General features: G+C 54.7%; 22 protein-coding genes. 20 read left to right on the forward strand and 2 right to left on the reverse strand.

What is annotated here, in order from left to right; genetic code table 11:
* Positions 1 to 5: 5 nt before the first annotated feature.
* Positions 6 to 1085: an ABC transporter ATP-binding protein gene (locus CU041_RS09975; RefSeq protein WP_101246747.1), complete on the forward strand. Its 1080-nt coding sequence runs from the start codon at positions 6 to 8 to the stop codon at positions 1083 to 1085.
* Between the two features lie 132 nt (positions 1086 to 1217).
* Here CU041_RS09975 and ddpX read toward each other — a convergent pair whose 3' ends face one another.
* The gene (gene ddpX / locus CU041_RS09980) at positions 1218 to 1778 is read right to left on the reverse strand and encodes a D-alanyl-D-alanine dipeptidase (protein WP_101246748.1); all 561 of its coding nucleotides are present in this window, start codon (positions 1776 to 1778) and stop codon (positions 1218 to 1220) included.
* A gap of 46 nt (positions 1779 to 1824) precedes the next feature.
* Here ddpX and tsaB point away from each other — a divergent pair, with 46 nt between their 5' ends.
* Positions 1825 to 2595: a tRNA (adenosine(37)-N6)-threonylcarbamoyltransferase complex dimerization subunit type 1 TsaB gene (gene tsaB, locus CU041_RS09985; RefSeq protein ID WP_233433068.1), complete on the forward strand. Its 771-nt coding sequence runs from the start codon at positions 1825 to 1827 to the stop codon at positions 2593 to 2595.
* Positions 2595 to 3125 carry a ribosomal protein S18-alanine N-acetyltransferase gene (gene rimI / locus CU041_RS09990; protein ID WP_101246750.1) on the forward strand — a complete coding sequence of 177 codons (531 nt, stop codon included), beginning with the start codon at positions 2595 to 2597 and terminating at the stop codon, positions 3123 to 3125. Before tsaB ends, rimI begins: the two co-directional genes overlap by 1 nt.
* A gap of 147 nt (positions 3126 to 3272) precedes the next feature.
* Here the strand turns inward: rimI and CU041_RS09995 are convergent, their stop codons facing one another.
* Entirely contained in the window at positions 3273 to 3518 is a 246-nt protein-coding gene (locus CU041_RS09995) for a sulfurtransferase TusA family protein (RefSeq protein WP_101246751.1), read from the reverse strand.
* A 254-nt stretch (positions 3519 to 3772) separates the two neighbouring features.
* Here CU041_RS09995 and CU041_RS10000 point away from each other — a divergent pair, with 254 nt between their 5' ends.
* From CU041_RS10000 to CU041_RS10080, 17 genes are all read left to right on the forward strand, one after another.
* The gene (locus CU041_RS10000; protein ID WP_101246752.1) at positions 3773 to 4195 is read left to right on the forward strand and encodes a Fur family transcriptional regulator; all 423 of its coding nucleotides are present in this window, start codon (positions 3773 to 3775) and stop codon (positions 4193 to 4195) included.
* Between the two features lie 162 nt (positions 4196 to 4357).
* Positions 4358 to 5152, forward strand: a complete 795-nt coding sequence (locus CU041_RS10005; protein WP_101247028.1) for a GNAT family N-acetyltransferase — start codon at positions 4358 to 4360, stop codon at positions 5150 to 5152.
* Positions 5149 to 6054 carry a lysophospholipid acyltransferase family protein gene (locus CU041_RS10010; RefSeq protein ID WP_101246753.1) on the forward strand — a complete coding sequence of 302 codons (906 nt, stop codon included), beginning with the start codon at positions 5149 to 5151 and terminating at the stop codon, positions 6052 to 6054. Before CU041_RS10005 ends, CU041_RS10010 begins: the two co-directional genes overlap by 4 nt.
* 170 nt (positions 6055 to 6224) lie before the next feature.
* Entirely contained in the window at positions 6225 to 7616 is a 1392-nt protein-coding gene (gene miaB, locus CU041_RS10015; protein WP_101246754.1) for a tRNA (N6-isopentenyl adenosine(37)-C2)-methylthiotransferase MiaB, read from the forward strand.
* Positions 7613 to 8716 carry a PhoH family protein gene (locus tag CU041_RS10020; protein ID WP_101246755.1) on the forward strand — a complete coding sequence of 368 codons (1104 nt, stop codon included), beginning with the start codon at positions 7613 to 7615 and terminating at the stop codon, positions 8714 to 8716. The genes miaB and CU041_RS10020 overlap by 4 nt, the downstream gene beginning before the upstream one ends.
* The gene (gene ybeY, locus CU041_RS10025) at positions 8700 to 9290 is read left to right on the forward strand and encodes an rRNA maturation RNase YbeY (RefSeq protein ID WP_101246756.1); all 591 of its coding nucleotides are present in this window, start codon (positions 8700 to 8702) and stop codon (positions 9288 to 9290) included. The genes CU041_RS10020 and ybeY overlap by 17 nt, the downstream gene beginning before the upstream one ends.
* A gap of 41 nt (positions 9291 to 9331) precedes the next feature.
* Positions 9332 to 10312, forward strand: a complete 981-nt coding sequence (locus tag CU041_RS10030) for a hemolysin family protein (protein ID WP_101246757.1) — start codon at positions 9332 to 9334, stop codon at positions 10310 to 10312.
* Complete coding sequence (gene lnt / locus CU041_RS10035) at positions 10305 to 11882, forward strand: apolipoprotein N-acyltransferase (RefSeq protein ID WP_101246758.1); 1578 nt, start codon at positions 10305 to 10307, stop codon at positions 11880 to 11882. The genes CU041_RS10030 and lnt overlap by 8 nt, the downstream gene beginning before the upstream one ends.
* Before the next feature lie 107 nt (positions 11883 to 11989).
* Positions 11990 to 12460, forward strand: coding sequence for a helix-turn-helix domain-containing protein (locus CU041_RS10040; RefSeq protein WP_101247029.1), 471 nt, complete (start codon positions 11990 to 11992; stop codon positions 12458 to 12460).
* 305 nt (positions 12461 to 12765) lie between these two features.
* Positions 12766 to 13938: a methionine adenosyltransferase gene (gene metK, locus CU041_RS10045; protein WP_101246759.1), complete on the forward strand. Its 1173-nt coding sequence runs from the start codon at positions 12766 to 12768 to the stop codon at positions 13936 to 13938.
* 170 nt (positions 13939 to 14108) lie between these two features.
* On the forward strand, positions 14109 to 14828 hold the full coding sequence (trmB, locus tag CU041_RS10050; protein ID WP_101246760.1) for a tRNA (guanine(46)-N(7))-methyltransferase TrmB: 720 nt from the start codon (positions 14109 to 14111) through the stop codon (positions 14826 to 14828).
* Positions 14829 to 15121: 293 nt separating this feature from the next.
* Positions 15122 to 15646: an RNA polymerase sigma factor gene (locus tag CU041_RS10055; RefSeq protein ID WP_233433069.1), complete on the forward strand. Its 525-nt coding sequence runs from the start codon at positions 15122 to 15124 to the stop codon at positions 15644 to 15646.
* Between the two features lie 96 nt (positions 15647 to 15742).
* On the forward strand, positions 15743 to 16663 hold the full coding sequence (locus CU041_RS10060; protein ID WP_101246761.1) for a FecR family protein: 921 nt from the start codon (positions 15743 to 15745) through the stop codon (positions 16661 to 16663).
* 173 nt (positions 16664 to 16836) lie between these two features.
* A complete protein-coding gene (locus tag CU041_RS10065) occupies positions 16837 to 19584 on the forward strand; it encodes a TonB-dependent receptor (RefSeq protein WP_101246762.1) in 2748 nt (915 codons plus the stop codon).
* A gap of 179 nt (positions 19585 to 19763) precedes the next feature.
* Positions 19764 to 20501, forward strand: coding sequence for a calcium-binding protein (locus CU041_RS10070; RefSeq protein WP_101246763.1), 738 nt, complete (start codon positions 19764 to 19766; stop codon positions 20499 to 20501).
* Between the two features lie 187 nt (positions 20502 to 20688).
* Entirely contained in the window at positions 20689 to 22353 is a 1665-nt protein-coding gene (locus CU041_RS10075) for a type I secretion system permease/ATPase (protein ID WP_233433070.1), read from the forward strand.
* Positions 22350 to 23714: an HlyD family type I secretion periplasmic adaptor subunit gene (locus tag CU041_RS10080; protein WP_233433071.1), complete on the forward strand. Its 1365-nt coding sequence runs from the start codon at positions 22350 to 22352 to the stop codon at positions 23712 to 23714. The genes CU041_RS10075 and CU041_RS10080 overlap by 4 nt, the downstream gene beginning before the upstream one ends.
* The last annotated feature ends 63 nt before the right edge of the window (positions 23715 to 23777 follow it).

A 23777-nucleotide genomic window follows, 5' to 3' on the forward strand; every position in this document is an offset into this window, starting at 1 on the left:
CGGGAATGAACGGCGTTGAACTTCGTAATGTAACCAAGGCCTATGCCGGTTTGACGGTGATGGAGAATATCAATCTTCAGATCGCTGACGGTGATTTCCTTGTTCTTCTGGGGCCGTCGGGATGTGGCAAATCGACCTTGTTGAACATGATTGCCGGGCTGGAGCCGACCACAGGTGGCAGCATTCATATCAATGGCCGCGATGTCACCGGGCTGGAACCCGATGAACGCGATATCGCGATGGTGTTTCAGTCCTATGCCCTGTATCCGACCATGTCGGTGCGCCGCAATATCGGCTTTGGATTGAAAATGCGGGGCATGGCCAAGGGCGAGATCGAAAAGCGGGTTGCCGAGGTTGGCGAGCTGTTGCAGATCACCCCGCTTCTGGATCGCAAGCCATCGCAGCTTTCCGGCGGGCAGCAACAGCGTGTGGCGATTGGCCGTGCGCTGGTGCGTGAGCCCTCTGTCTTCCTGTTTGACGAGCCGCTTTCAAACCTTGATGCCAAATTGCGTGCTGACATGCGGATTGAACTCAAACGTCTGCATGAACGGCTGGGCCGAACGATTGTTTATGTCACCCATGACCAGATCGAAGCCATGACACTGGCGACCAAGGTCGTGGTGCTTGATAAGGGCAGCATCCAGCAGGTTGATACCCCGGAAAACGTGTATCGGCGTCCGGCAAACCGCTTTGTCGCAAGTTTTGTCGGCGCGCCGACGATGAATTTCATTGATGGAAAGCTGACGCACGATGGCGATGATATCGTCTTTGACAGTGGTTCGGGGTGCCTGCCGCTGATCAATGTTCCGGCCGAAATTCGCGACCTGATCGGGCGCCCGATGACCTTGGGCGCGCGTCCCGAACATATGGTGTTTGATGATGCGGGTATTTCATCGCGCGTGCTTTTGGCCGAACCGACCGGGCCGGATCAATATGTCCGTCTTGCGGTTGCCGGGTCGGAACTGACAGCCCGCAGCGGGCCGGAACAGATTTTCAAATCGGGAAGCGATGCCAGAATTCTGGTCGACGGGGCGCGCATGACACTGTTTGACCCGCAAAGCGGTCAGGCGCTTCTTGGGTCCTGACCGGGCCCGATGGGGCGGGTTTTCCCGGAAATGCCACAGATCCCTGGGCTGTTTCACGATTGCATCACGTGATGACAGCTTGCAGCGGCGGGGCAGAAATGCTCCGCCGTTTTGCATTGCCGGTTTTAGTGATCAGCGGCGCATCATTGGCTGTGCCAGTGCGCTATCGGAAAATAGCGGGTATTTGCGCGCCGCATCGGGCAGCTGATAATGCCACCATTCATGATCGTAATATTCGAACCCGGCACTGACCATGATGCCCAGCAGCAGCAAACGGTTGGCTTCGGCTTGTTTGGAGATCAGTTCCGAGCCGTGATAGGAGCGGCTATGCATTTCGTCAAACCCTGCCCCCATATCCAGTTCCTTGCCGTTTTGATCAATCAGGGTTAGATCAATGGCCACACCACGACCATGTGGCGATCCGAAATCCGGATTGGCGACGAAATCGGGGTTGGGCGAATGGTTCCAAAGCGCGCGTTGGGCTTCCTGGGGCCGGAATGCATCAAGAATGCGCAGCTTTACCCCCTGACGTTTTGCCATGGCAGCGGCTTTTTTCAGGCAGGCGGCCGCATCCGCGTGAAGATAGCAGGCAGGTCGTGTATAGATTGGTGCCCCGGTGATATTCCGATCCGTGGCATAGACGATATCAATTTCGACATCATATTCTTGTGGCGTAATTTCGACCAGCGCCATCGCCGGAGGCTCCCTGTTCTTGTCGTTCACCGATTACATAAAGAAGATGCTGACTGGACAGTCGCGCTCATCAGATAGCGCAGAAAATGACGCATCGCAAACTTCCTCGCCAGATGCGGAAAAGTCCGGACCGACGATTCTGGCCATTGATACGGCCTCGACATCGCTTTCGACGGCGGTTCTGATCAATGGTGTGGTCAAGGGCGAGCTTTATGAAGATATGGAACGCGGTCAGGCCGAACATCTGATCGGATTCATTGGCGAAACCCTTGATAAGGCCGGTGTTACCTTTGACGATATTGATGGTATTGCGGTCACGGTCGGACCGGGTGCCTTTACCGGAATGCGGATTGGTCTTTCAACGGCACGTGCCGTTGGTCTGGCGCGCAAGATCCCGGTTGTTGGTGTCAGTTCGCTAGAAGCAGTGGCCTATGGCGTGTCCGAACGCGATCAGCAGGGGCGCAACATTCTGGTCGCCCTTGATAGCAAACGAAACGAGATTTTTGCCCAGGCATTTGATGGCAAGAAACGTCCATTGAGTTCACCGGAATGTGTTGCACCGCGCCAGGCGCTTATGATGGCGCCCCCGGGTGATACGCTTCTTGCCGGGGATGCGACCCCGCGTCTTCTGACGGCTGCGGCCCATGCGCCCGATGCCTTTTATGACTGTACCGCGCCCGGTTTACCGCGCGCAGGCAATGTCGCCAGAATTGCTGCCGAACGGTGGGAACGCGGTGAAAATCTGGCGCCGGTTCCGATGTATCTGCGTGCGCCTGATGCGCGCCGCATCGAAGATCAGGGGCCGCGCAAAAAATAATGGCCCGGCAATCGTCCCAAATCCCGGCAAAGCAAATTGAACTGGTCGCGCTGACGGCGGCCTTTGCACCGGTTGCAGCAGCCCTGCATGCCGAAGGGTTCGAGGATTGCTGGGATGCCGATTCCATCATCCGGTTGCTTGATGTGCCCGGTGCCTTTGGCATTTTGGCCTATGCCCCAGGGGACGAGGCGGAAAACCGCGATGATGTGCCGCTGGGGTTTGTTCTGATCCAGTCAGTGCTTGATGAGGCCGAGATCAACACCATTGTTGTCGCCAAACAGGCCCGTAAATGCGGTGTCGCCCGTAAATTGCTGGCGGCGGTCAGTGACCGGTTGCGTGAAAATGGCATCGGGCGGCTGCTGCTTGAGGTCGCCGAAGACAATGCCCCGGCCATTGCGCTTTATCAGCAAACCGGATTTACCGAGATCGGTCGTCGCAAGAATTACTATCGCCGCAAATCGGGGCGGTCATGTGATGCGCTGGTGATGGAACGCAGTCTTGGATATTGCGCGCTGGGCTGGGGCGAATAGACAAAATTGTTTTGGACGGCAAATCTATTTTGCCGTCATGCAGTTACGCAAGTTGGACGCATTTTAATCTGGTATATCCACATAAATAGTGTGGTTTTGCGCATCAACCTGTTGTAGTGTAAGCCTGCATTGGAACTGGCGGTTATGCTATGCCTTGCGGATGGTTAACCGGAAAGTACCAGGTGCATCGGCGATTTCGACCAGATCGATGACTTCGTCACCCATCTCGGTGACCGAGCGCGGAACGTTTTTAAGCGGTTCGCCCGCACCCAGGATGACTTCGAGAACCTGACCCGATGTCATGGTTTCAAGTTTCAGTCGGGTACGAACAAATGTCATCGGGCAGACATCGGATGTGATGTCGATTTTCTGGTCGGGGGTGCTGGTGGCCATGTCTGTCTCCGGGCTTGGTGCGCAAGTGTGAAGTAGCGCCCTTGTACGGCGGTGGCAAGTGGTCACGACCAGAAGCCGGTTTTTGGCGATTTCCGGTGCTTTGGCATTGAGGATCGCGGATTGACGAATTTATCGCGAATTGAACCTTGCGATATGTGGCGGATTTTTCAATATTTAGCCACAGAGAGTAGAGAGCCTAGGGGTAAGTCCTGGCTGGGGACAGGCGGAACCGGAAACGGAAACGAGATAAGACAATGCTTGCAGAATCAACCATCGAGCAGAAATGCGTCGACGCGGGCCTTAAAATGACGGGCCAACGCCGGGTTATCGCCCGTGTGCTGTCAGAGTCCGAAGATCACCCGGACGTAGAACTGGTCTATCGTCGGGCAACCGATATCGATCCCAAGATTTCGATCGCAACCGTGTATCGTACGGTTCGCCTTTTTGAAGAGGCGGATATTCTCGAGAAACATGATTTTGGCGACGGTCGCGCCCGTTACGAGGAGCTGACCGAGGAGCATCACGATCACCTGATCGATATGCGTTCAGGCAATGTGATCGAGTTTTCGAACGAGAAAATCGAAAAGCTTCAGGAAGAGATCGCCAAGGAACTCGGGTACAAACTGGTTGGTCATCGTCTTGAGCTTTATGGTGTTCCTTTGAAAGACGAAAAATAAGTCCGGTTTTCAACCGCACTGCTGATCGACGAAAATCAGGGCCACTTGCTCATTCGGGCAAGTGGCCTTCATATTTTTGTTACGCGTTCTTCACAAACCCTTCACTCGCCCTTCACGCAATTCACGCGCAAAATCCGGGCAGATGAACAAAAGGGTGTTGTCATGCGCGACGAAAGACAGCTTCAACGGCTTGAGGTCCGCCTTGCGGAAACCGAGGACGAGATTCTCGCCAGTCAGAAACTCCGCTACAAGGTATTTTACGAAGAACGCGGTGCGAAGCCGACCGCCGAAATGGCTGCGGCAAAACGCGACTTCGATCATTATGACCCGCTATGCGACCATCTTCTGGTGCTTGATCACAATCGCGGTGCCGGGGCGGATGCGGTTGTCGGGACCTATCGCCTGCTGCGCCAGTCGGTTGCCAACGAGCATGGCGGTTTTTACAGTGCTGATGAATATCATATCGAGTCCATGCTCAATGCGGTCAAGGAAACTGGTGAAATCATGGAACTTGGCCGTTCCTGCGTAGAAGCCGATTACCGCACGATGCCGACCCTTCAGCTTTTGTGGCAGGGTATTGCTGCCTATGTCTTCAAATACGATATCAAACTGATGTTTGGCTGCGCATCGTTCCATGGCACCGACCCGGATGCCTTCAAGGATGTTCTGACCTATCTGCATCACAACCACCTTGCCCCCGAAGACATGCGCCCGCGCGCGATCGAGGAACGTTACGAGCCGATGCTGCGTGCCGAGATCGACGGCATTGACCAGCGTCAGGCGCTGCGTGATCTTCCGCCACTGATCAAGGGATATCTGCGTCTTGGCGGTTTTGTCGGGGACGGGGCTGTGGTTGACCATCAGTTCAATACCACGGACATCTGCATTGTGTTACCGACGGAAAAGGTAACCGATCGCTATTACAAGCATTACGAACGGACCGCGAGGGTATCGTGAACTGCTATGTCTGCGCCGCAATCCGGCTGATCGCCTATGTGCTTCTGACTGTTGTGCTGCTGCCTGTTCAGGTGGTGGCGATTGCATGCCGGTTGCGTCTGGCAGATGAATTGCCGCGTTTCTATCACGCGCTTTGCCTGCGCATCCTTCATATCGAGGTCCGGGTATCGGGTGTTGATCTGATGGATGGGCCGGGCGTGATTGTGGCCAATCATGCGTCCTATCTTGATATCCCTGTTCTGGGTGCGCTGACCCATGGCAGTTTCATTGCCAAGACCGAAGTCGCCAGCTGGCCGGTTTTCGGCGTGCTGGCCAAGCTTTCGCGCACGACATTTGTCGAACGTCGTGCGGTCCGTTCACGCGAACAGAACGAACAGCTGAGCGAACGTCTGCAAAACGGTGACAAGCTGATCCTGTTCCCGGAAGGCACAAGCAATGACGGCAACCGGGTTTTGCCGTTCAAGTCGACGCTTTTTGCATCGGCTGAACGGGCGATGCCCGATGGATCGCCGGTGAAATTCCAGCCGGTTTCAATTGCCGCGACCCGTCTTGATGGTGCCCCGATTGGCCGCGATTTGCGGGCATTCTATTCCTGGTACGGGGATATGGACTTGGCCCCGCATTTGTGGCAGTTTCTCGCGCTCGGCAAGGTGACGGTCGAGATCGTTGTCCATGCGCCGGTCACGCTGGCGGATGCGGCCGGATCGCGCAAGGAACTTGCCCGGATTTGCGAAGCCCGTGTTGCCGAAGGACATCAGGCAGCGTTGCGTGGCTTGCATCAGGGTGTTCCGGTTCAGTTGATCGACAGCGGTCTGTCCGGGGAACTGATCGGGCGGTCGCCCCTGGCAATCATTTCCGAGGATTTTCGACTGTTTGGTCCCGATCGACAGTTCGGCTCCTGATCGTTTTGCCGTATAATGCACCGGTTGATGTGAAATTGGGTTTCACCTGACCGGAAATTCAGATAACGAGATGTCCGAAAGTTCCGGTCTGGCGATTATGCGGAACTCAAGCGCGGTGTGACTTATTCACACCGCTTTTCGGCGTTTTGAGAGAGCGAAACGGATCTTACGTGACTGAACCGAAGAAACTTTTTGTAAAAACCTATGGCTGTCAGATGAATGTCTATGACAGCCAGCGCATGCAGGACGTCCTGGCGCCGCTGGGGTACCAGTCGGTCGACAGCGCCGAGGGCGCGGATATGGTGATCCTCAATACCTGTCATATTCGTGAAAAAGCCGCAGAAAAGGTGTTTTCCGATCTTGGACGCGTGCGCAAGCACAAGGAAGCCAAAGAAGCCAATGGCGGTGACAAGATGATTGTTGCTGTTGCCGGTTGTGTTGCCCAGGCCGAAGGGGCTGAGTTGATGCGGCGCGAACCGATGGTCGATATGGTGTTTGGCCCGCAGACCTATCATCGCTTGCCGGAAATGGTGGCACGTGCCAACCGCGCGATTGGCCGCAACCGGATCATTGATACCGATTTCCCGGCCGAGGAAAAATTCGACCACCTGCCCGCACAGGTTTCAAGTCAGGGATATTCGGCGTTTCTGGCCATTCAGGAAGGCTGTGACAAATTTTGTACGTTTTGTGTCGTGCCCTATACCCGCGGGGCGGAATATTCACGCCCGGCCATGGATGTGATCAACGAAGCCCATCAGCTTGTTGCGCATGGCACGCGTGAACTGACCCTGCTTGGCCAGAATGTGAACGCCTATCACGGCGAAGCGCCGAATGGTGGTGAATGGACGCTTGGACGTCTGTTGCGCGAGCTGGCCGAAATTGATGGGCTTGATCGCATTCGTTACACCACATCCCATCCGCGTGATGTGGATGATGATCTGATTTCGGCGCACCGGGACATCAAAAAGCTGATGCCGTTCCTGCATTTGCCGGTTCAGGCGGGCGGAGATCGCGTTTTGCAAGCAATGAACCGCAAACATACAAACGCCGATTACCGCGAAATTGCCAAACGGCTCAAGGATGCCTGCCCGGATCTGGCATTGTCATCGGACTTCATTGTCGGTTTCCCCGGTGAATCGGACAAGGATTTCGAAGACACGATGGATATCGTGCGTGATGTCACCTTCATTCAGGCTTTCAGCTTCAAATACAGCCCGCGCCCGGGTACCCCGGCATCGGCAATGGAATTGCAGGTGCCCGAAAAAGTCAAAACCGAACGGATCATGCGCCTTCAGGCGCTGCTGGCCGAGCAGCAGCTTGAGTTCAACCGCAATTCTGTCGGCAAGGAAATGGATGTGCTGCTTGAACGGCGTGGCAAATATGAAGGCCAGCTGGTCGGGAAAAGCCCCTATATGCAGCCGGTCCATGTTTCCGGCCTGCCGGAATCGGCACTTGGTCAGATCGTTCGGTTGAAAATCACGGAAGCGCTGCCTAATTCCCTTGGCGGCGAACTGGTCGATGCCACCACAAACGGCCAGAAATCGGAAAGGAACGTTGCGTGAGCGGCACCCCGACAAAGAACAAACCCACCACCAAAGTTAAACACGCCCCCAAGGATTCCGATAAGATCGAGTTTCAGGACAATGCGCTGGCCCAGCTTTTATACGGGCCGCAGGCAGAAAACCTGACGCGATTGTCCGAACGCACCGGCGTGCAGGTTTCAAGCCGCGGCCTTGTCGTGATGCTTAATGGTGAACCTGCCAAGGTTGCCCAGGCCAAAAAGGTGCTGTCGCAGCTTTATGCGCGTCTGCGTGACAAGGAAATCGAACATATCGATGTCGAAACAGTCGACGGTGCCATTCGTCTTTCCGAACCTGATGATGCCGATCCCTGGAATGGACAGACCAAGGATATGTTTGGCGGATCGCGCCTGACCATCCAGACCAAGAAGCGTCGTATTTCACCGCGTTCCAAGCGTCAGAAGGATTATGTCGAGGCGATCCTTGATAACGAACTGATCTTTGGTATCGGGCCAGCCGGTACCGGCAAGACCTATTTGGCGGTGGCGATGGCGGTTCAGGCCTTCATCCTGGGTCAGGTTGATCGCATCATCCTGTCGCGTCCGGCGGTCGAGGCCGGCGAACGGCTTGGCTTCTTGCCCGGTGATCTGAAAGACAAGGTCGATCCGTATCTGCGCCCGCTTTATGACGCGCTGCATGACACGCTTCCGGGGGATGTCGTGATCAAGCGCATGGAAAGCGGCGAGATCGAAGTTGCCCCGTTGGCCTTCATGCGTGGCCGGACGCTTTCGCATGCTTTTGTCATTCTGGACGAAGCCCAGAACACCACCCCGATGCAGATGAAGATGTTCCTGACCCGTCTTGGGGAGGGATCACGCATGGTGGTGACCGGGGACATGACCCAGATCGACTTGCCCGATGGCACCAAATCAGGGTTGCGTGACGCGCTTGAGACCATTGGCGATGTCAAAGGGGTAGCAACGGTCAAATTTGATCAGCGCGATGTTGTACGCCATCATCTGGTGACCAAGATCGTTCAGGCCTATGACGCGGCCGATGCGCTGCGCGATCGCCTGAAAAAGGGCTATCGCGGCGAAAAGGATAGCGCAAACAAGGAAACCGACCATGACGGCACCGCTTGATCTTGATCTTGAGGTCGAAGCAGGCGACTGGCAGCAAGAAGAAATAGCCGCGATCGAGGCTGCGATTATTGCGGCCCTTGATGGCGCGCTTGACGATGGTGCGCTTTGGGATGATGACGCGCATCCGACCGACGGAACCCCTGATGAAGGGGACGGGGCGTCGCTTTTGTCTGTGGCCCCGGTGATCGAGGTCGGGGTGCGTTTGTCTGATGATGCGTCGGTGCGCATCCTTAATCGCGACTATCGCGACAAGGATAAACCGACCAATGTTCTGTCCTTTGCCGCTCTTGAAAGTGCCGATGATGCGGATGCTTTCATGATGGCCCCGGATATGCCGCTGATGCTTGGTGATATTGTGATTGCACGGGAAACCTGTGCACGCGAAGCGGTCGAGCAGAACAAGTCGCTGAAAAATCATCTTGTTCATCTTGCCGTTCATGGCACGCTGCATCTTGTCGGTTACGATCATATGGTTGATGATGAAGCCGAAGAGATGGAAGAACTTGAACGTCAAATTCTTGCCGGACTCGGGATTGATGATCCCTATGAACCGATTGAAGACGAGCCGGTTTAGCCGTAAGGCTTTTTTGAATCAAAGGATGTCGAAACCGACCCATGAACGACATAAGTCAACGCGACGACGACCACGACAGTACGCGCCCTCGCAACGGCGAGGATGCAAATCAGGAGACCGAGAACGGCTCCTTATGGGATAATGTGGCCTCTGCCCTCGGGCTCCGGCGTGGCAAGCCGCGCAATGGCGAGGCCTCACTTTCCGATACGCTTGAAGAACTGGCTGAGCGGACCGAAGAAGACGACGAACCGGTCTCGCTGCACGAACGTTCCCTTTTTGAAAATATCATTGCCCTGCGTGACATGACGGCAGAAGACGTCATGATTCCGCGTGCCGATATTGTGGCTGTTCCCAAAACCATCGAACTCGAAGCACTGGTCGAGGTGATGGTCAAAAAGGCCCATTCGCGCCTTCCGGTCTATGGGGATACGCTCGACGATATTGCCGGCATGGTTCATATCAAGGATGTTCTGGGCTGTGTTGCAGCGGGCCGTGAATTCAGCCTTCAGGCGCTTTTGCGCCGGGTTCTGTTTGTGTCGCCCGCGATCCGCGTTCTTGATCTTTTGTCGGAAATGCGTTTGTCGCGCACACATATGGCGTTGGTGGTTGATGAATTTGGCGGGATTGATGGCCTGATCACCATTGAGGATCTGGTTGAGGAAATCGTTGGCGAAATCGATGATGAACACGATATCGACCAGACGCCGAAACTGATCCGTCTTTCGGACGGCTGTTACATCGCCGATGCACGGTTTGAGGTCGAGGATCTGGAAGAAAAACTGTCTTTCAGTCTGCTGGACGAGGATGAAGACGAAGATATCGATACGCTTGGCGGGCTTGTCTTTTCGCTGGCCGGGCGGGTTCCCGCGCGTGGTGAGCTGATCGAACATCCAAGCGGCATTCAGTTCGAAGTCCTTGATGCAGACCCGCGCAGAATTCGCCGGTTGCGAATCCATATGGTGCGCCGCGAAGTTCAAGCCCCGGCCGAAGACACCAAAAATCAGGAAAAAACGGATGATTAAGACGATGGCGACGCGCCTGGCCGGACTTTCAGGCTGGCGCAGGCGTTTTGTCTGGTTGCTTTCCGGGGCGGTTGCGGTTTTGGCGCTGCCGCCCTTCTTTTTTATTCCGGTTTTGCCGATCAGTTTTGCCATTCTGCTGTGGAGCCTGGAAGGGGTCCGTTGCAACAAAGGTGCGCTTTCGGCGGGCTGGTGGTTCGGGACCGGGCATTTTGCCGCCGGGTTTTATTGGGTCAGTCACGCGTTTCTGGTGCAGCCGGAAATTTACGGCTGGATGATACCCTTTGCACTTGCGGGACTTGGTGGCGGACTGGCGATCTTTCCGATGGTTGCGGTCTGGGCTTCGTGGCGCCTGACAGACGGGCTGGTGCGTCGTGCGGTATTGCTTGCCGTGTTCTGGGCGGTGGCGGAATATTTGCGCGGGCATCTTTTGACCGGATTTCCCTGGAATCTTCTGGGTCACGTCTGGGCAATTGATGCTGCGCCGATGCAATTTGCATCGGTTGTCGGGGTCTATGGTCTTTCGTTTGTGACGGCGCTATTTGCAACCCTTCCTGCCGCGGTGGTTGGCGGGCGCCGTGGCAAAATGGCCGCTTTTGGTGGTGTTTTGATTGCTGTTTTGCTGTGGGGCGGCGGTGCTGTGCGCCTGTCACTTGCGGGGCCGGACAGCTCGACCCTGCCATTGTCGGAATTGCCGTCTGACGTGCCGGTTGTTCAGATCGTGCAACCAAACATTCCGCAAAAAGACAAATGGCGTCCGGAATTGCAGCGTCAGCATTTCACCAAGCTGGTTGAAATGTCGCGCCGTCCCGCCGGTTTGGATCCGGCGCGCAAACGCATTGTGATCTGGCCGGAAACAGCGGCGACGTTTTTTGTCGAAACCCAGGATGTCGCGCGCATGCAGATGGCCGAGACACTTGGCCCTGATGATATCCTGATCACCGGTGCCCCGCGCACCTATCCGCGCGATACCGATGAATACAAGGTCTGGAATTCCATTCAGGTGATTGATGCATCGGCGCGCATCATTGCAAGTTTTGATAAATTCCATCTTGTGCCGTTTGGCGAATATGTCCCGTTCCGATCGATCCTGCCATTTCCGAAGCTGACAGCCGGGCGGACGGATTTTTCGGCCGGACCCGGTCCGCAGACCTTGTCCGTGCATGGTCTGCCGGGATTTTCACCGCTGATTTGCTATGAGGTGATTTTCCCCGGTGCGGTGACCGATCCTGATAATCGTCCCGACTGGTTGTTGAATGTTACCAATGACGGTTGGTTTGGCAAAAGCGCGGGCCCATATCAGCATATGGCAGCCGCACGTTTTCGTGCGGTTGAAGAAGGGCTTCCTTTGGTGCGTGCGGCCTATACCGGAGTATCGGTTTTCTTCGACTCCTACGGGCGTAAACTGGCCGACCTGCCCTTAAGTGCAAGTAATATCATGGTTCACCCACTTTTGAGTGATAAAAACCATACTACAGTATATTATTTGTGGCGTGATATTCTATTTTACGGTATTGTTACCTTCTTTGCCGTTCTCGTTATGGGATATAATCGTCGATTAAAATCCCTCTAGGCGGCTGTTAAAGGCACCGAACCGTCCACAAATTGTCCCAGTTAATAAGGACGGGTAGGTCGGAGTGAGAGAAGGAAAAAACAATGTCGCCCAAGGATGATAGCGCGATGGTGAAAAACACCCGTGGTCGCGGTCGTGGCCGGACTGCAAGTGGTAAACCGAATCCTGTTGATATTCACGTTGGCGCACGCGTCCGTCTGCGTCGTACACTGCTTGGCATGAGCCAGGAAAAGCTGGGTGAGGCAATCGGCCTTACATTCCAGCAGGTCCAGAAATATGAACGCGGTGCAAACCGTGTTGGCGCATCGCGCCTGTATGATTTGTCGCGTGTTCTTGAAGTGCCGGTTTCGTTCTTCTTTGACGATATGCCTGATGAAATTTCATCGAAATCGGTCCATGAACGTCGCGAAATGTCCGAAAGCCCGGATCCGTTTGACAATGATCCGATGAACCGTCGCGAGACGCTTGAACTGGTTCGTGCCTATTACCGGATCACCGACCCCAACCAGCGCAAGAAAATCTTCGAGCTGGTCAAGTCGATGGGGGCCTTGCAGGCCGGCGATGCCGACCAGAAATAATCGCGCTTTGACAAGCCGTTAAAGAAGGCGCATTTCGTGGATGACGGGATGCGCCTTTTCTTTCTGCGCAATCGGGTGGCCCGGCTATGCAATTTTCCGGTTACCATTTTGCGTCAATGATGCTTGACCTGTAAAAACCGATCAGGCAAAAGCGTCATGCAGCCGTCATAACGGCAGAGATTTGTGGACGGATTTGGACCGCTTGCCACCACACAAAAAAAGGCTAAGTGGGCGCTATCGACACCAACCCGGTGTTGAGAGCCCTCCGGTCCAGTTTTGGAAACCCATTACCGGAGAAGGTCTTAATGTCTCTTTCCGAATATCTTTTTACCAGTGAATCCGTCTCGGAAGGTCATCCGGACAAGGTTTGTGACCGCATTTCCGATTCCATCGTTGATGCGTTCCTTGCTGCTGACGAAGATTCGCGCGTTGCCGTTGAAACGCTTGCGACCACCAACCGTGTGGTTCTTGCCGGTGAGGTTCGCGGTCCTGAAAGCGTGACCAAAGACGTCATGATCGAAAAAGCGCGCGAAGCCATCCGCGCGATCGGTTATGAGCAGGACGGTTTCCATTGGGAAACTGCCGAAATCGAATGTCACGTGCATGAACAGTCTGCTGACATCGCACAGGGTGTGGATTCCGCTGGTGAAAAGGACCTTGGCGCCGGTGACCAGGGCATCATGTTCGGTTACGCATGTAACGAAACCGATGAACTGATGCCGGCACCGATCCAGTTCTCGCACCGTATTCTGCGCGCAATGGCCGAAGATCGTCATTCCGGCAAAGCAGCACAGTTCGGCCCGGATGCCAAAAGCCAGGTAACCCTGCGTTACGTCGATGGCAAACCGGTTGGCGCAACGTCGGTTGTGGTTTCGACCCAGCATGCCGAAGGCCTGTCCCAGGAAGATGTCCGCGGCCTGGTTCTGCCCTATATCGAAGCTGCCCTGCCGGAAGGCTGGATGCCGGCTGCTGATGAAATCTATATCAACCCGACGGGTCGTTTCGTCATTGGTGGTCCCGATGGGGATGCCGGTCTGACCGGACGTAAAATCATTGTCGACACCTATGGCGGTGCCGCACCGCATGGTGGTGGCGCGTTTTCGGGGAAAGACCCGACCAAGGTTGACCGTTCGGCAGCCTATGCTGCGCGTTACCTTGCCAAAAACGTGGTTGCTGCCGGCCTGGCAGAACGTTGCACCATTCAGCTTGCCTATGCGATTGGCGTGTCCAAGCCGCTGGCTCTGTATGTCAACAACCACGATACCGGCAATGTTGACGAGCTGAAGCTTGGTGCGACCTTGCGTCAGCTGATGGATCTCAGCCCGCGTGGCATTCGTGAACATCTTTCGCTGTGCCGTCCGATTTACACCCCGTCCTCTGCTTATGGTCACTTTGGCCGTCAGCCGACCGCAGATGGTGGCTTCTCCTGGGAGCGTACCGACCTTGTGGGTGAACTGAAATCGGCATTCGGCGCCTGATCATCAGGCAGCAGCATTGCAAAAGTGCGATTTGCCAAATGCGCACGACATGATATGAGGCGGGCGACCCGGATGTTCGGGCCGCCCGTTTTGATTTACGTGACGTGTTTCGCCTTGCGGATCTGTCACTTTGACCGAGTTTGTCCCGACCCTGATCAACTGATACGACCATGCGCAACAAAGAACGCCCGATTCCGACACCCGATCGCCCGAATTTCTATGGCCGCCGCGGAAGCCGACCGCTCAAGGATTCCCGCAAGGCGCTGGTTGACACCATGCTGCCGAAAATCGGGATCAGCTATCCGGACGTCGCAGGGGTCGATCCCAAAAGCTATTTTGATGGTGATCCGGATCAGCTGTGGCTTGAAATCGGATTTGGCGGCGGGGAACATCTTGCCGGTCAGGCCGAGGCCAATCCGAATATCGGGATCATCGGGGCGGAACCCTTCATGGATGGGGTTGGCAGCCTGCTGCGCCATCTTGATGAGCGCGGCCTTGGCAATGTCTGTGTGGTGGCCGATGATTCGCGCCCGCTTCTTTATAAGCTGGTTGATGCCTGCTTTGATCGCGCGTTTCTGTTGTTTCCTGATCCCTGGCCAAAGAAACGTCACGCCGAACGTCGCTTTATCGGGCCCAAAAACCTGGCACTTTTGGCACGGTTGTTAAAAGACGGCGCGGAATTCCGGGTGGCCAGTGACGATATGCAATATATCTCGTGGACCTTGCAGCATATGCACAACCATCCCGACTTTGAATGGTTGGCCGAAGGCCCGGATGACTGGCGCAGCCCGCCCGAGGACTGGGTCAAAACCCGTTACGAACAAAAAGCCCTTCGCCAGGGCAAGAAATGCAACTATCTGCGGTTCCGTCGCAAGCCGCGTCAGGTCTGACATACAGGTTTGCCTGCTGATCCGGTTCGGATTTTATCAATGCCCGGCGTTCGTAATCGATGCGTCGGGCATTTCCATATCCAAAGGCCGGACGCCGATGATGATCGGAAATGCGGCAATCTTAAATTGCAGTTTTGACTTATACTCACGTACAGAAATATAACAAAATATTGCGAATGATTGTCATGTGCGATAAAATAAGCACGTTAATGACTTGAAGTCACAACAATGCCGCGCCAAACGCCCCACTTTTCCGGCGCATATACAGGCGAAAACAGCCAGAGGTCCAGGCCGTGACACACTGGGATGTCAATACATTGTTCAGAACCTATCGGCGTCGGTTGCTTCAATTTGTCCAGCGCCGAAAATTGTCGTGGCATCTTGCCGATGACATTGTTCAGGACACCTTCTTACGCGTCGTGGCAACGCCATCTTTACCCGAACAGCGTTTTGCGCAGTCTTATCTGTATCGGACTGCGAACAATCTGGTAATCGATCATTTCCGCCGTGAACGGATCCTGTCATTTGTGTCGGATCCGGATATGGCGTTTGAACTGATTGCAGATGACGCCCCAAACCCGGAACAAATCGCCTGGTCACGGCAGGAGCTCCGTCGGTTGCAAACCGCTCTTGATGCTTTGCCGCGCCATTTGCGTGACGTTTTCATCCTGGCGCGTGTGGGCGGGGAAACCTATGTCGATATCGGCAAAAAACTCGGCATTCCAAGCCAGACAGCGTTCAGCCGCATGGTCAAGGCGCTTACCATCGTAAAGGAAGCGATGGAGCAGGACGAAAAAAACAGATCTGCAATCAGATAAATCCAAATCCCGTTCGTCCTATGATTGAGCCCGTCTGTTTGCCCATGGATTCTGGACGGGATCATCCGCATTCATGTAATTGACAGACATGCTGATATGACCCGTTTTCCAAACCCGGACAGTGGCTTCCAGACGCCTACAGAACAGGCCGCATACTGGTTTGCGCTGCTTCTTGATGGCAGTGAAACCGAAGAGGACCGCCGCGCATTTGCGTCCTGGATTGAAAAAGACCCACGCAACATGACAGCCTTTAACGAGGTGGAACGGCTGTGGAGCGGCAGTTCAAGTCTGCATCTGGCGGCCAATAACAAGGTCGGACGGCGCGCCTTTTTGGGCGGCACTGTCGTGGCCGGTATTCTGGCGACCGGTTGGGGTGTGCAGCGTTACCACCCGACAGCCGATTTCCGAACGGCAACCGGTGAACGGCGGGAACTCACTTTGCCTGGCGGCATGAGGGCACTTTTGGCAAGCGGAACAACCATGTCGCTTGTATCGGGACAGGGTCTTGCAGGTGTTGAACTGCATGAAGGCGAAGTCTGGTTTGATCACAGCAAAGGCAATCGTGATTTCTTTGTTGCTGCGTCCGGTGCAAGAAGCTGGTCGCGTGGCGGCAGTTTTGATGTGGCCCGATACGATGATCAGACGACTGTCACGGTTGAACAAGGCAGCGTTGCGGTGAAACTCGCCGATCAGGCCCGACTGGTATCGGGGGGACAGGCGGTCACTTATCATGATGGAAAAATGGGCGCGGTTCATGATGTTAATATCGCAAATGCCCTTGCCTGGCGTGATGGCCGGCTTGTCTTTGTTGGCGACAAGCTGGGGGATGTGGCGCGCATTCTTGAACGCTGGCAATCAGGAAAGATCATTGTCATTGGCGACCATGTCGCCAGTCGCAAGGTAACCATGAGTGTTGATCTTGATCGCACCCGTGACGTGTTGCCAACCCTTGCAGGTGCCTTGTCGCTAAAGATTGACCAGTTTACCGATTATCTGACGGTTATTCGCGCCGCCTGACGTCGTGGTGTGTCTCTTTGCGTGCCTCTTTGCGCAGGCTATTTAATGCGAATAAAAATTATTTTCATAAAAAACCATTTATTTTCAGATAAATGAATTTTCACTTCGTCTCAGAAAGTAACGAAAAACGAATGCGAGGCATTTGCATTTCGTGAAATCAGGAGAAGAATGAAATGCTGTCTAACGGGGGCGGTCGCACGATGTTCGCGGCCAACAAAAAACTGCCTGCTGCTACTTCCTTGGGGGGAGTACGTTTTGTCACTGCCACTGCAATCGGCAGTGCCATGATTGCGATGATGCCTTTCGGAGCAATGGCGCAAATGCGGGATAATGCGACAGTCGTGCAGACCGAGGAAGTCGCACAGGTCAAGCTGTCTTCCGAAATCTATGACTTCGATATTGCAGCCCAGCCGATAGGTGCGGCACTGGTTGCCTTTTCGCGTATTTCCGGGATTGATGTTGTTGTTGATGGCGTATTGCCCGAAAGCACAATCAGCCCGGCCGTAAAAGGCGCCATGTCGCCATCTGCTGCGCTTGATATCCTGACATCGCAGACCCCGTTTCAGTGGGTCGTGCTTAACGGTACAACCATCTCGGTAATTATCCCGGCATCGGACATATCGGGGGAAAATGGCGCGCAAACCTTGCCGGTGATCGTCACTGCCACAAATCGTGCATTGGGGCCAAACGGGGTTCCCGATGAAGTGTACTCCACCCCGGGTTCGGTATCGGTCATCACGCAGCAAAGCATGCGCAAAGCGCCGGTACGTGAAGCACGCGAGATTTTCAACAATGTTGCCGGTGTGGATGTTGCAAACGATGCGCAAGATCCTGGTCTGACGGTCAATGTGCGTGGTCAGCAGGAAATGGGCCGGGTAAACGTCAATATTGATGGTGCGCGTCAGAACTACAATCAGTTGACCCATGGCACTGCATCGCGTGTTTATGTCGATCCGGCACTTCTGGCCCAGGTTGAGGTCGAGAAGTCTGATTTGGCCAAGAATGGTGGTGCGGGTACATCTGCCGGTATCGTTACCATGCGAACGCTCAATACGCAGGATATTGTCGATCCAGACGAGGAATGGGGCGGCAAAGTCAATCTTAGTCGCGGTACAAACCAGTATGACTTTGCCGGTGACGTTGCCGTTGGTGCACGTGTTTCGCCAAAGTTTGATCTATCTGCCGCAGTGAGCCGAAAAGTCGTCGGAGACTATCGCCCGGGGACGCATAACCCGGGCCTTTATCAGGAAATCGATAGCACACCAAAGTATGTCGATGTTTACAGTTCCCGTCCGGAATACAGTTATGTCCGGCAAACATCGGGTCTGGTGAAGGCGAACCTTTTTCTGACGGAAGATCAGGAGATAAATCTTGGTTACGTCGGAAGCAGCACTTCATACACAAAGTCGAGTGATTCGACGAACAACTACCAGGACCACAATAAAACTGACGTTCATACCCTAACCGCTAAGCATGTCTGGAACCCGGAATCAGACCTGATTGCCATGAATAGCGGCGTCTACTGGACAAGGACACAGAACCACCAGTTCCGACCGGCGCGATACAATGCCGGCGGCGCCGTGACGACGGACTCCTTTGATAACCAATATACGCTCGATACGTTGGGTGGTGAGGTATCAAACAGCAGCAGCTTTGACTTTGACCTGAGCAGCGATGTCTCCAGTCATCTCGGTCTTGATTACGGTGTCGAGTATTTTCAGGACAAGGCCAAAACAAGTGCCGAGCTTGGCGGTCTTGGCGGCGCGGGTGCTGCATATGAAATTGAAGGTGGCACGCCAGCTGGCGAACGCGACGTTTCCGGGGGCTTTGTCGCCGCCACTTATGACTTTGACAACATGTTCGAGCTCCGGGGCGGCCTTCGCTATGACCGGTACTCACTGACCGGCGATTCCTATTGGTGCGAGGAACAGAACTCCGCCAACCTCTGTGAGGATGGTGGCACACCACTGAACATTGATCTCAGCGAAGATGCGTTTTCGCCATCGGTTGGCGCCAGTTTCAATGTGACTTCGGGAATTCAGCTATTTGCAAATTATCGCCGGAACATGCGTGCCCCAACCATCATGGAATCAATGATCAAGGGCGATCATATCGGTGACAATGCCGGGTTGCCGTTTTACTCCAACGCAAACCTGAAGCCCGAAGAAAGCGAGACGAAAGAAGTTGGTGTCAACTTCAGCTTTGACAATGTGCTTCGCCAAGGCGACGGGTTCAGGGCAAAGGTTGCTTACTATCGGACCGCAATTGATAACTACATCACCTTGGCCAATGTCCCGCAGCCAACTCCGAAAAGGACGAACCTTGGGGTTATCACGAATACTTCTGTCGAGGCCGAGGCAATCGTCAATTTGACTGACCCGGTATATATCAATGGTACCGAAGCCGAGCTGTCTTACGATGCTGGAGAATTCTATCTCGGTGGTACGATTTCGATCTCCGATACCGATCTGTCAGGCAACCACAACCCATATGTTCTCGACACAGCATATGATCCCTTTGCTGCGGTAAACTATACGCAATTGGGTGCAACCTATCTTTCCTACAGCGATGTAAATTATGGGACCGCTGATCGGCTTTTCGGGATTTATGCAATTCCAAAGCGAAAATACACGGTTGATGGCGGGTTCAGACTGTTTGATCAGGACCTGGTTCTTGGAATGCGAGCTTCATTTGTTTATCCGCAGGATAACTTTGGCAGCAGCAACTCGTCCTCGATCGTCTCGAAGTATTTCAAGTACCGGGTGTTTGATTTCTACAGCTCATATGAAATCAACGAAAACCTCACACTGAGATTTGCGGTGAACAACATGCTTGATGAAGCCTATGTGCAGGGGACAGGCGGAACATTCGCCCCGGCACCAGGACGAACCGCCATACTGACTTTTAGCGGCAATTTCTAACGTAACGTCGCATCGGCTGGATGTTGAACCCAACCAGGCATACGCCTGGTTGGGCTTTCGCGCTGTTCAGATTAACATATTGATAATAAACAATTTTTCCATTGACTCGTAAAGATAATAAGAGTCATTCTCATGATGCTACTCGCTAAATGGGTAGCTTAATGACAGGAGAAACTGACATGACTATTACGATTGATCTCAACGCGGCGTCTTCGGGTGCTGGTGTGGACCTGCATGGTGTTCTTGAAGACTTCAACAACAACTTTTCGCTTGGTTCGGGCAACCACGGTACTTTCTATGATGGCTTTGCACCGTCGAGCTATTACGGTGGTTCGCAGTTCCTGGCGACCGACCAGGATAGCAGCAGCAGCTACACCGGTTCTGTGCTTGCGACTGCGGGAAGCTCTGACTTTGCCTACGACATCAACACGCACACGATCACGGGCAATCTCGACAAACTGTCCTTTGGCACCACCCTTGGTGTTGCGGACAACGGAACCGAATTTGATTTCACCGATTCGCCTGTTGATATCTCGGGACTGAACCTGTCGAACAGTGACACCAATGGCGTCCTTGTTGACATCTATTCGGGCAGCACCAACACGCTGGAATCTGTCCTTGATTCCGGTGTCGAAATCAACGGCAGCGCCGGCGCTGACGTCATTGGCGGCTGGGCTGGTGATGATGTTCTTACCGGCAATGGCGGTGCGGATATCTTTGAATTCGACAGCGCGTCGGACTTTGGCGATGACACTGTTACCGATTTCACCGATGGCACGGATCTGATTGATCTTGATTACAGCGAAGTGACCGTCTCTGACGACGGTGCAGGCAATGCTCTGATCACCCATGCCAATGGCACTGTGACGCTGACCGGTGTCGATTACGCCGACATTGACCAGAACGACTTTGTTTAACGAAGACGGCCCATCCCGCAAGGTGCGGAACGGGCCAAAGTCTTTGATCCAGGGTGCTGCGCAACAGCAGCACCCACCTCACCCTACCCGATTTTTCTGGAATATAAAAAGCGTGTTTGGACAGGCATCTTCGAAATCAGATATGCGAACCGGCAAATCCCGGCCGCTCTCTGAAGCAATTTCATCCTTGCGCCGTGCGTTTGTTGCAGTCGCAGCGCTTAGTGGTGTGTCCAATATCCTGATGCTCACAGGCCCGCTTTTCATGCTTCAGGTTTATGACCGGGTCCTGGCCAGTCAGAATGTCCCCACACTGGTCGCATTGAGCGGGCTTGTGGTTTTTCTGTATCTGTTTCTGGGCAGTGTCGACGCCCTTCGTGCCCGCATGCTGATCCGGATTGGCTGGCGGGTTGATGAAAAAATAGGTCCGGACGCATTGATGCAGACCTTTGACCTTGGACTGCGCAATGCCCGCGCCAATAATCAGCCTTTGCATGATCTTGATCAGATCCGGCAATTTCTGGGGGGTGCCGGCCCGGTGGCAATCTGCGATTTGCCGTGGATGCCGGTATTTCTGGCCATTGTTTTTGTTTTCCATCCCTGGCTTGGTGTGCTGGCACTTGTCGGCGGGGCGTTGCTGGTTGTCCTGACCCTGATCAGCGAAGTCGTTACCCGCAAAAAGGTCGCCACCATGAACAGTCAGACCGTCCAGCGTGATCGTCTGGTCGAAGCCGGTCGGCGCAACGCCGAAGCCTTGCGGGCCATGGGTATGGAAAAGGCCTTTTCCCAAAGCTGGGCAAAACTCAATAATCGCTATTTGCGCGATAACACTGCGGTTGGCGACGTCAATTCTACCTTTTCGGCCTATATCAAGGTCATCCGTCTGGCCTTGCAGTCCGGGGTGCTGGCGCTGGGGGCGTATCTGGCAATCCATCAGGAAGTCACGCCGGGCACAATGATTGCGGCCTCGATCCTGACTGCACGTGCCTTGTCGCCGGTGGAACAGGCGATTGGCAACTGGCGCGGTTTTGTTGCCGCCCGACAGGCCCGGCGGCGTCTTGATGAAATGCTGGTCACACAAGGACAAAGCGAAGATACGCGTACCCGTCTTCCTGCGCCGTCACGAAATCTGACGGTATCCAATCTTGTGGTCGGAACGCAGGACGGAAATGCACCGGGCCAAAGCAAGGTGTTGTTGCGGATCAATGCCCTGACGCTCAGTGCCGGGGACGGATTGGGTGTTATCGGGCCGAGCGGATCGGGGAAATCGACCCTGGGCCGTGCACTGGTCGGGATTGGCAAGATGCGTGGCGGCAAAATCCGTCTCGACGGGGCGGAATTGTCCCACTGGGATCGCGATGAACTGGGCAAGCATATCGGCTATTTGCCACAGGATGTCGAACTGTTTGACGATACGGTGGCACGCAACATTGCGCGATTGCAGAACGGCGCATTGTCGAGTGACATCGTTCAGGCCGCAAAGTCGGCCGGTGTTCACGATATGATTCTGTCGCTGCCCAACGGGTATGACACGCGTATCGGGGTGGGTGGTGTTGTTTTGTCGGGCGGCCAACGCCAGCGGATCGGCCTGGCACGGGCGTTGTTCGGGAATCCCTTCCTGATCGTGCTTGATGAACCGAATGCCAGCCTTGATAGCGATGGCGAACAGGCATTGTTGCAGTCCGTTCAATCCGCACGTGCCCGCGGGGCGATTGTTGTGCTGATCGCCCACCGTCCCAGCGCGCTTGCCACGGTCAATCTGGCCACCGTGATTCAGGATGGCCATCAGATTGCCTTTGGCAAACGTGACGATATTTTGCGCCGAACCGTTCGCCAGGTAGGAGAATCCGCATGACCGGCTTGCAACTCCTTTCACGCGGGCGCATGGCACCATCCATCAGACCCGGTCGCGATGCGCGTTTATCCGCCGCACAGGCAACCTTGCGCCGCCATATCATCATTGGTTGCGGTGTGGTGGTGGCCCTGTTTGCCGGATTGATGCTTTGGCTGACATTTGCCGAGCTGTCCGGTGCAGTGGTCGCATCGGGCAAGCTGGTTGTCGAAAGCAACGTCAAGGATGTCCAGCATTCGGACGGCGGTATCGTTGGTGAAATCCATGTCCGTGACGGTGATCGGGTGTCGGCCGGTGATCTTTTGATCAGGCTTGATGACACCATGGCACGCGCCAGTCTTGGGATTGTCGAGACGCAATTGTCGTCTTTGACGGCGCGGCGCATGCGCCTGACCGGGGAAAGGGACAATCTGACGGAGCTTCGCATTCCGGATGCCTTTACGGATCGTCTTGATGATCCGGCAATTGCCGAACTGATTGCCGCGGAACGCAATTTGTTCAATGCGCGCCGCGAAAGTCTTGAAGGTGAAAAGCAGCAGCTTGTTCAGAAGCGCGCCCAGCTTTCAGAAACCATTACCGGCCTGACCGCCCAGAAAACAGCCAACGAAGAAGAACGTCGCCATATCGTAGATGAATTGACCGGGCTGGAAGGTCTGTTTGCCAAGCAACTGGTTCCGATTACCCGTGTGGCGGCCCTGCGTCGTGAACGGGCAAGCCTTGACGGTACGCATGGGGAACTGACGGCCGAGATTGCCGCGACCCGGATGCAAATATCGGAAACGGAAATGCAGATATTGCAGCTTGATCGTGTGCGCCAAACCGAAGTTCTTGGCGAACTGACCGATATTGATCAGCAGATCGCCCAGTTGATGCAGCAACAGATTGCCCTGCGCGACCAGCTGCGTCGCATTGACATTCGCGCACCCTATGACGGAACGGTCTATCAGCTTGCCGTGCATACAGTCGGGGGTGTGATTGGTGCGGGTGATCGCATTATGGGCATTGTGCCTGATCAGGATGAGCTGGTGATCGAAGCCCATATCAATCCGCGCGATATCGAACAGGTCGTTCCCGGTCAGGAAGCGGTATTGCGATTCACCGCCTTTAATCAGCGAACCACCCCTGAGCTGTTCGGGCGGGTTTCATTCGTGGCGGCCGATCTTGAACGCGACGAATTGACTGGTGATACATATTATATCGTGCGCATCAGAATCGGGGCTGGCGAAGTTGCCAAGCTTGATGGCCGCGACCTGGTGCCGGGAATGCCGGTGGAAACCTTCCTTGCGACCGGCGAGCGCACGGCGCTCAGCTACCTTCTTAAGCCGCTTTCCGATCAGTTTGCCCGTGCGTTTCGCGAAGATTGATCAAATTGAAATCCGGACATTTTCGGATATCGGGCGATGTTGATCGTTTCAGACTTAATGAGT

It is taken from the genome of Thalassospira povalilytica (assembly GCF_002844235.1).
Taxonomy (GTDB): Bacteria; Pseudomonadota; Alphaproteobacteria; order Rhodospirillales; family Thalassospiraceae; genus Thalassospira; species Thalassospira povalilytica.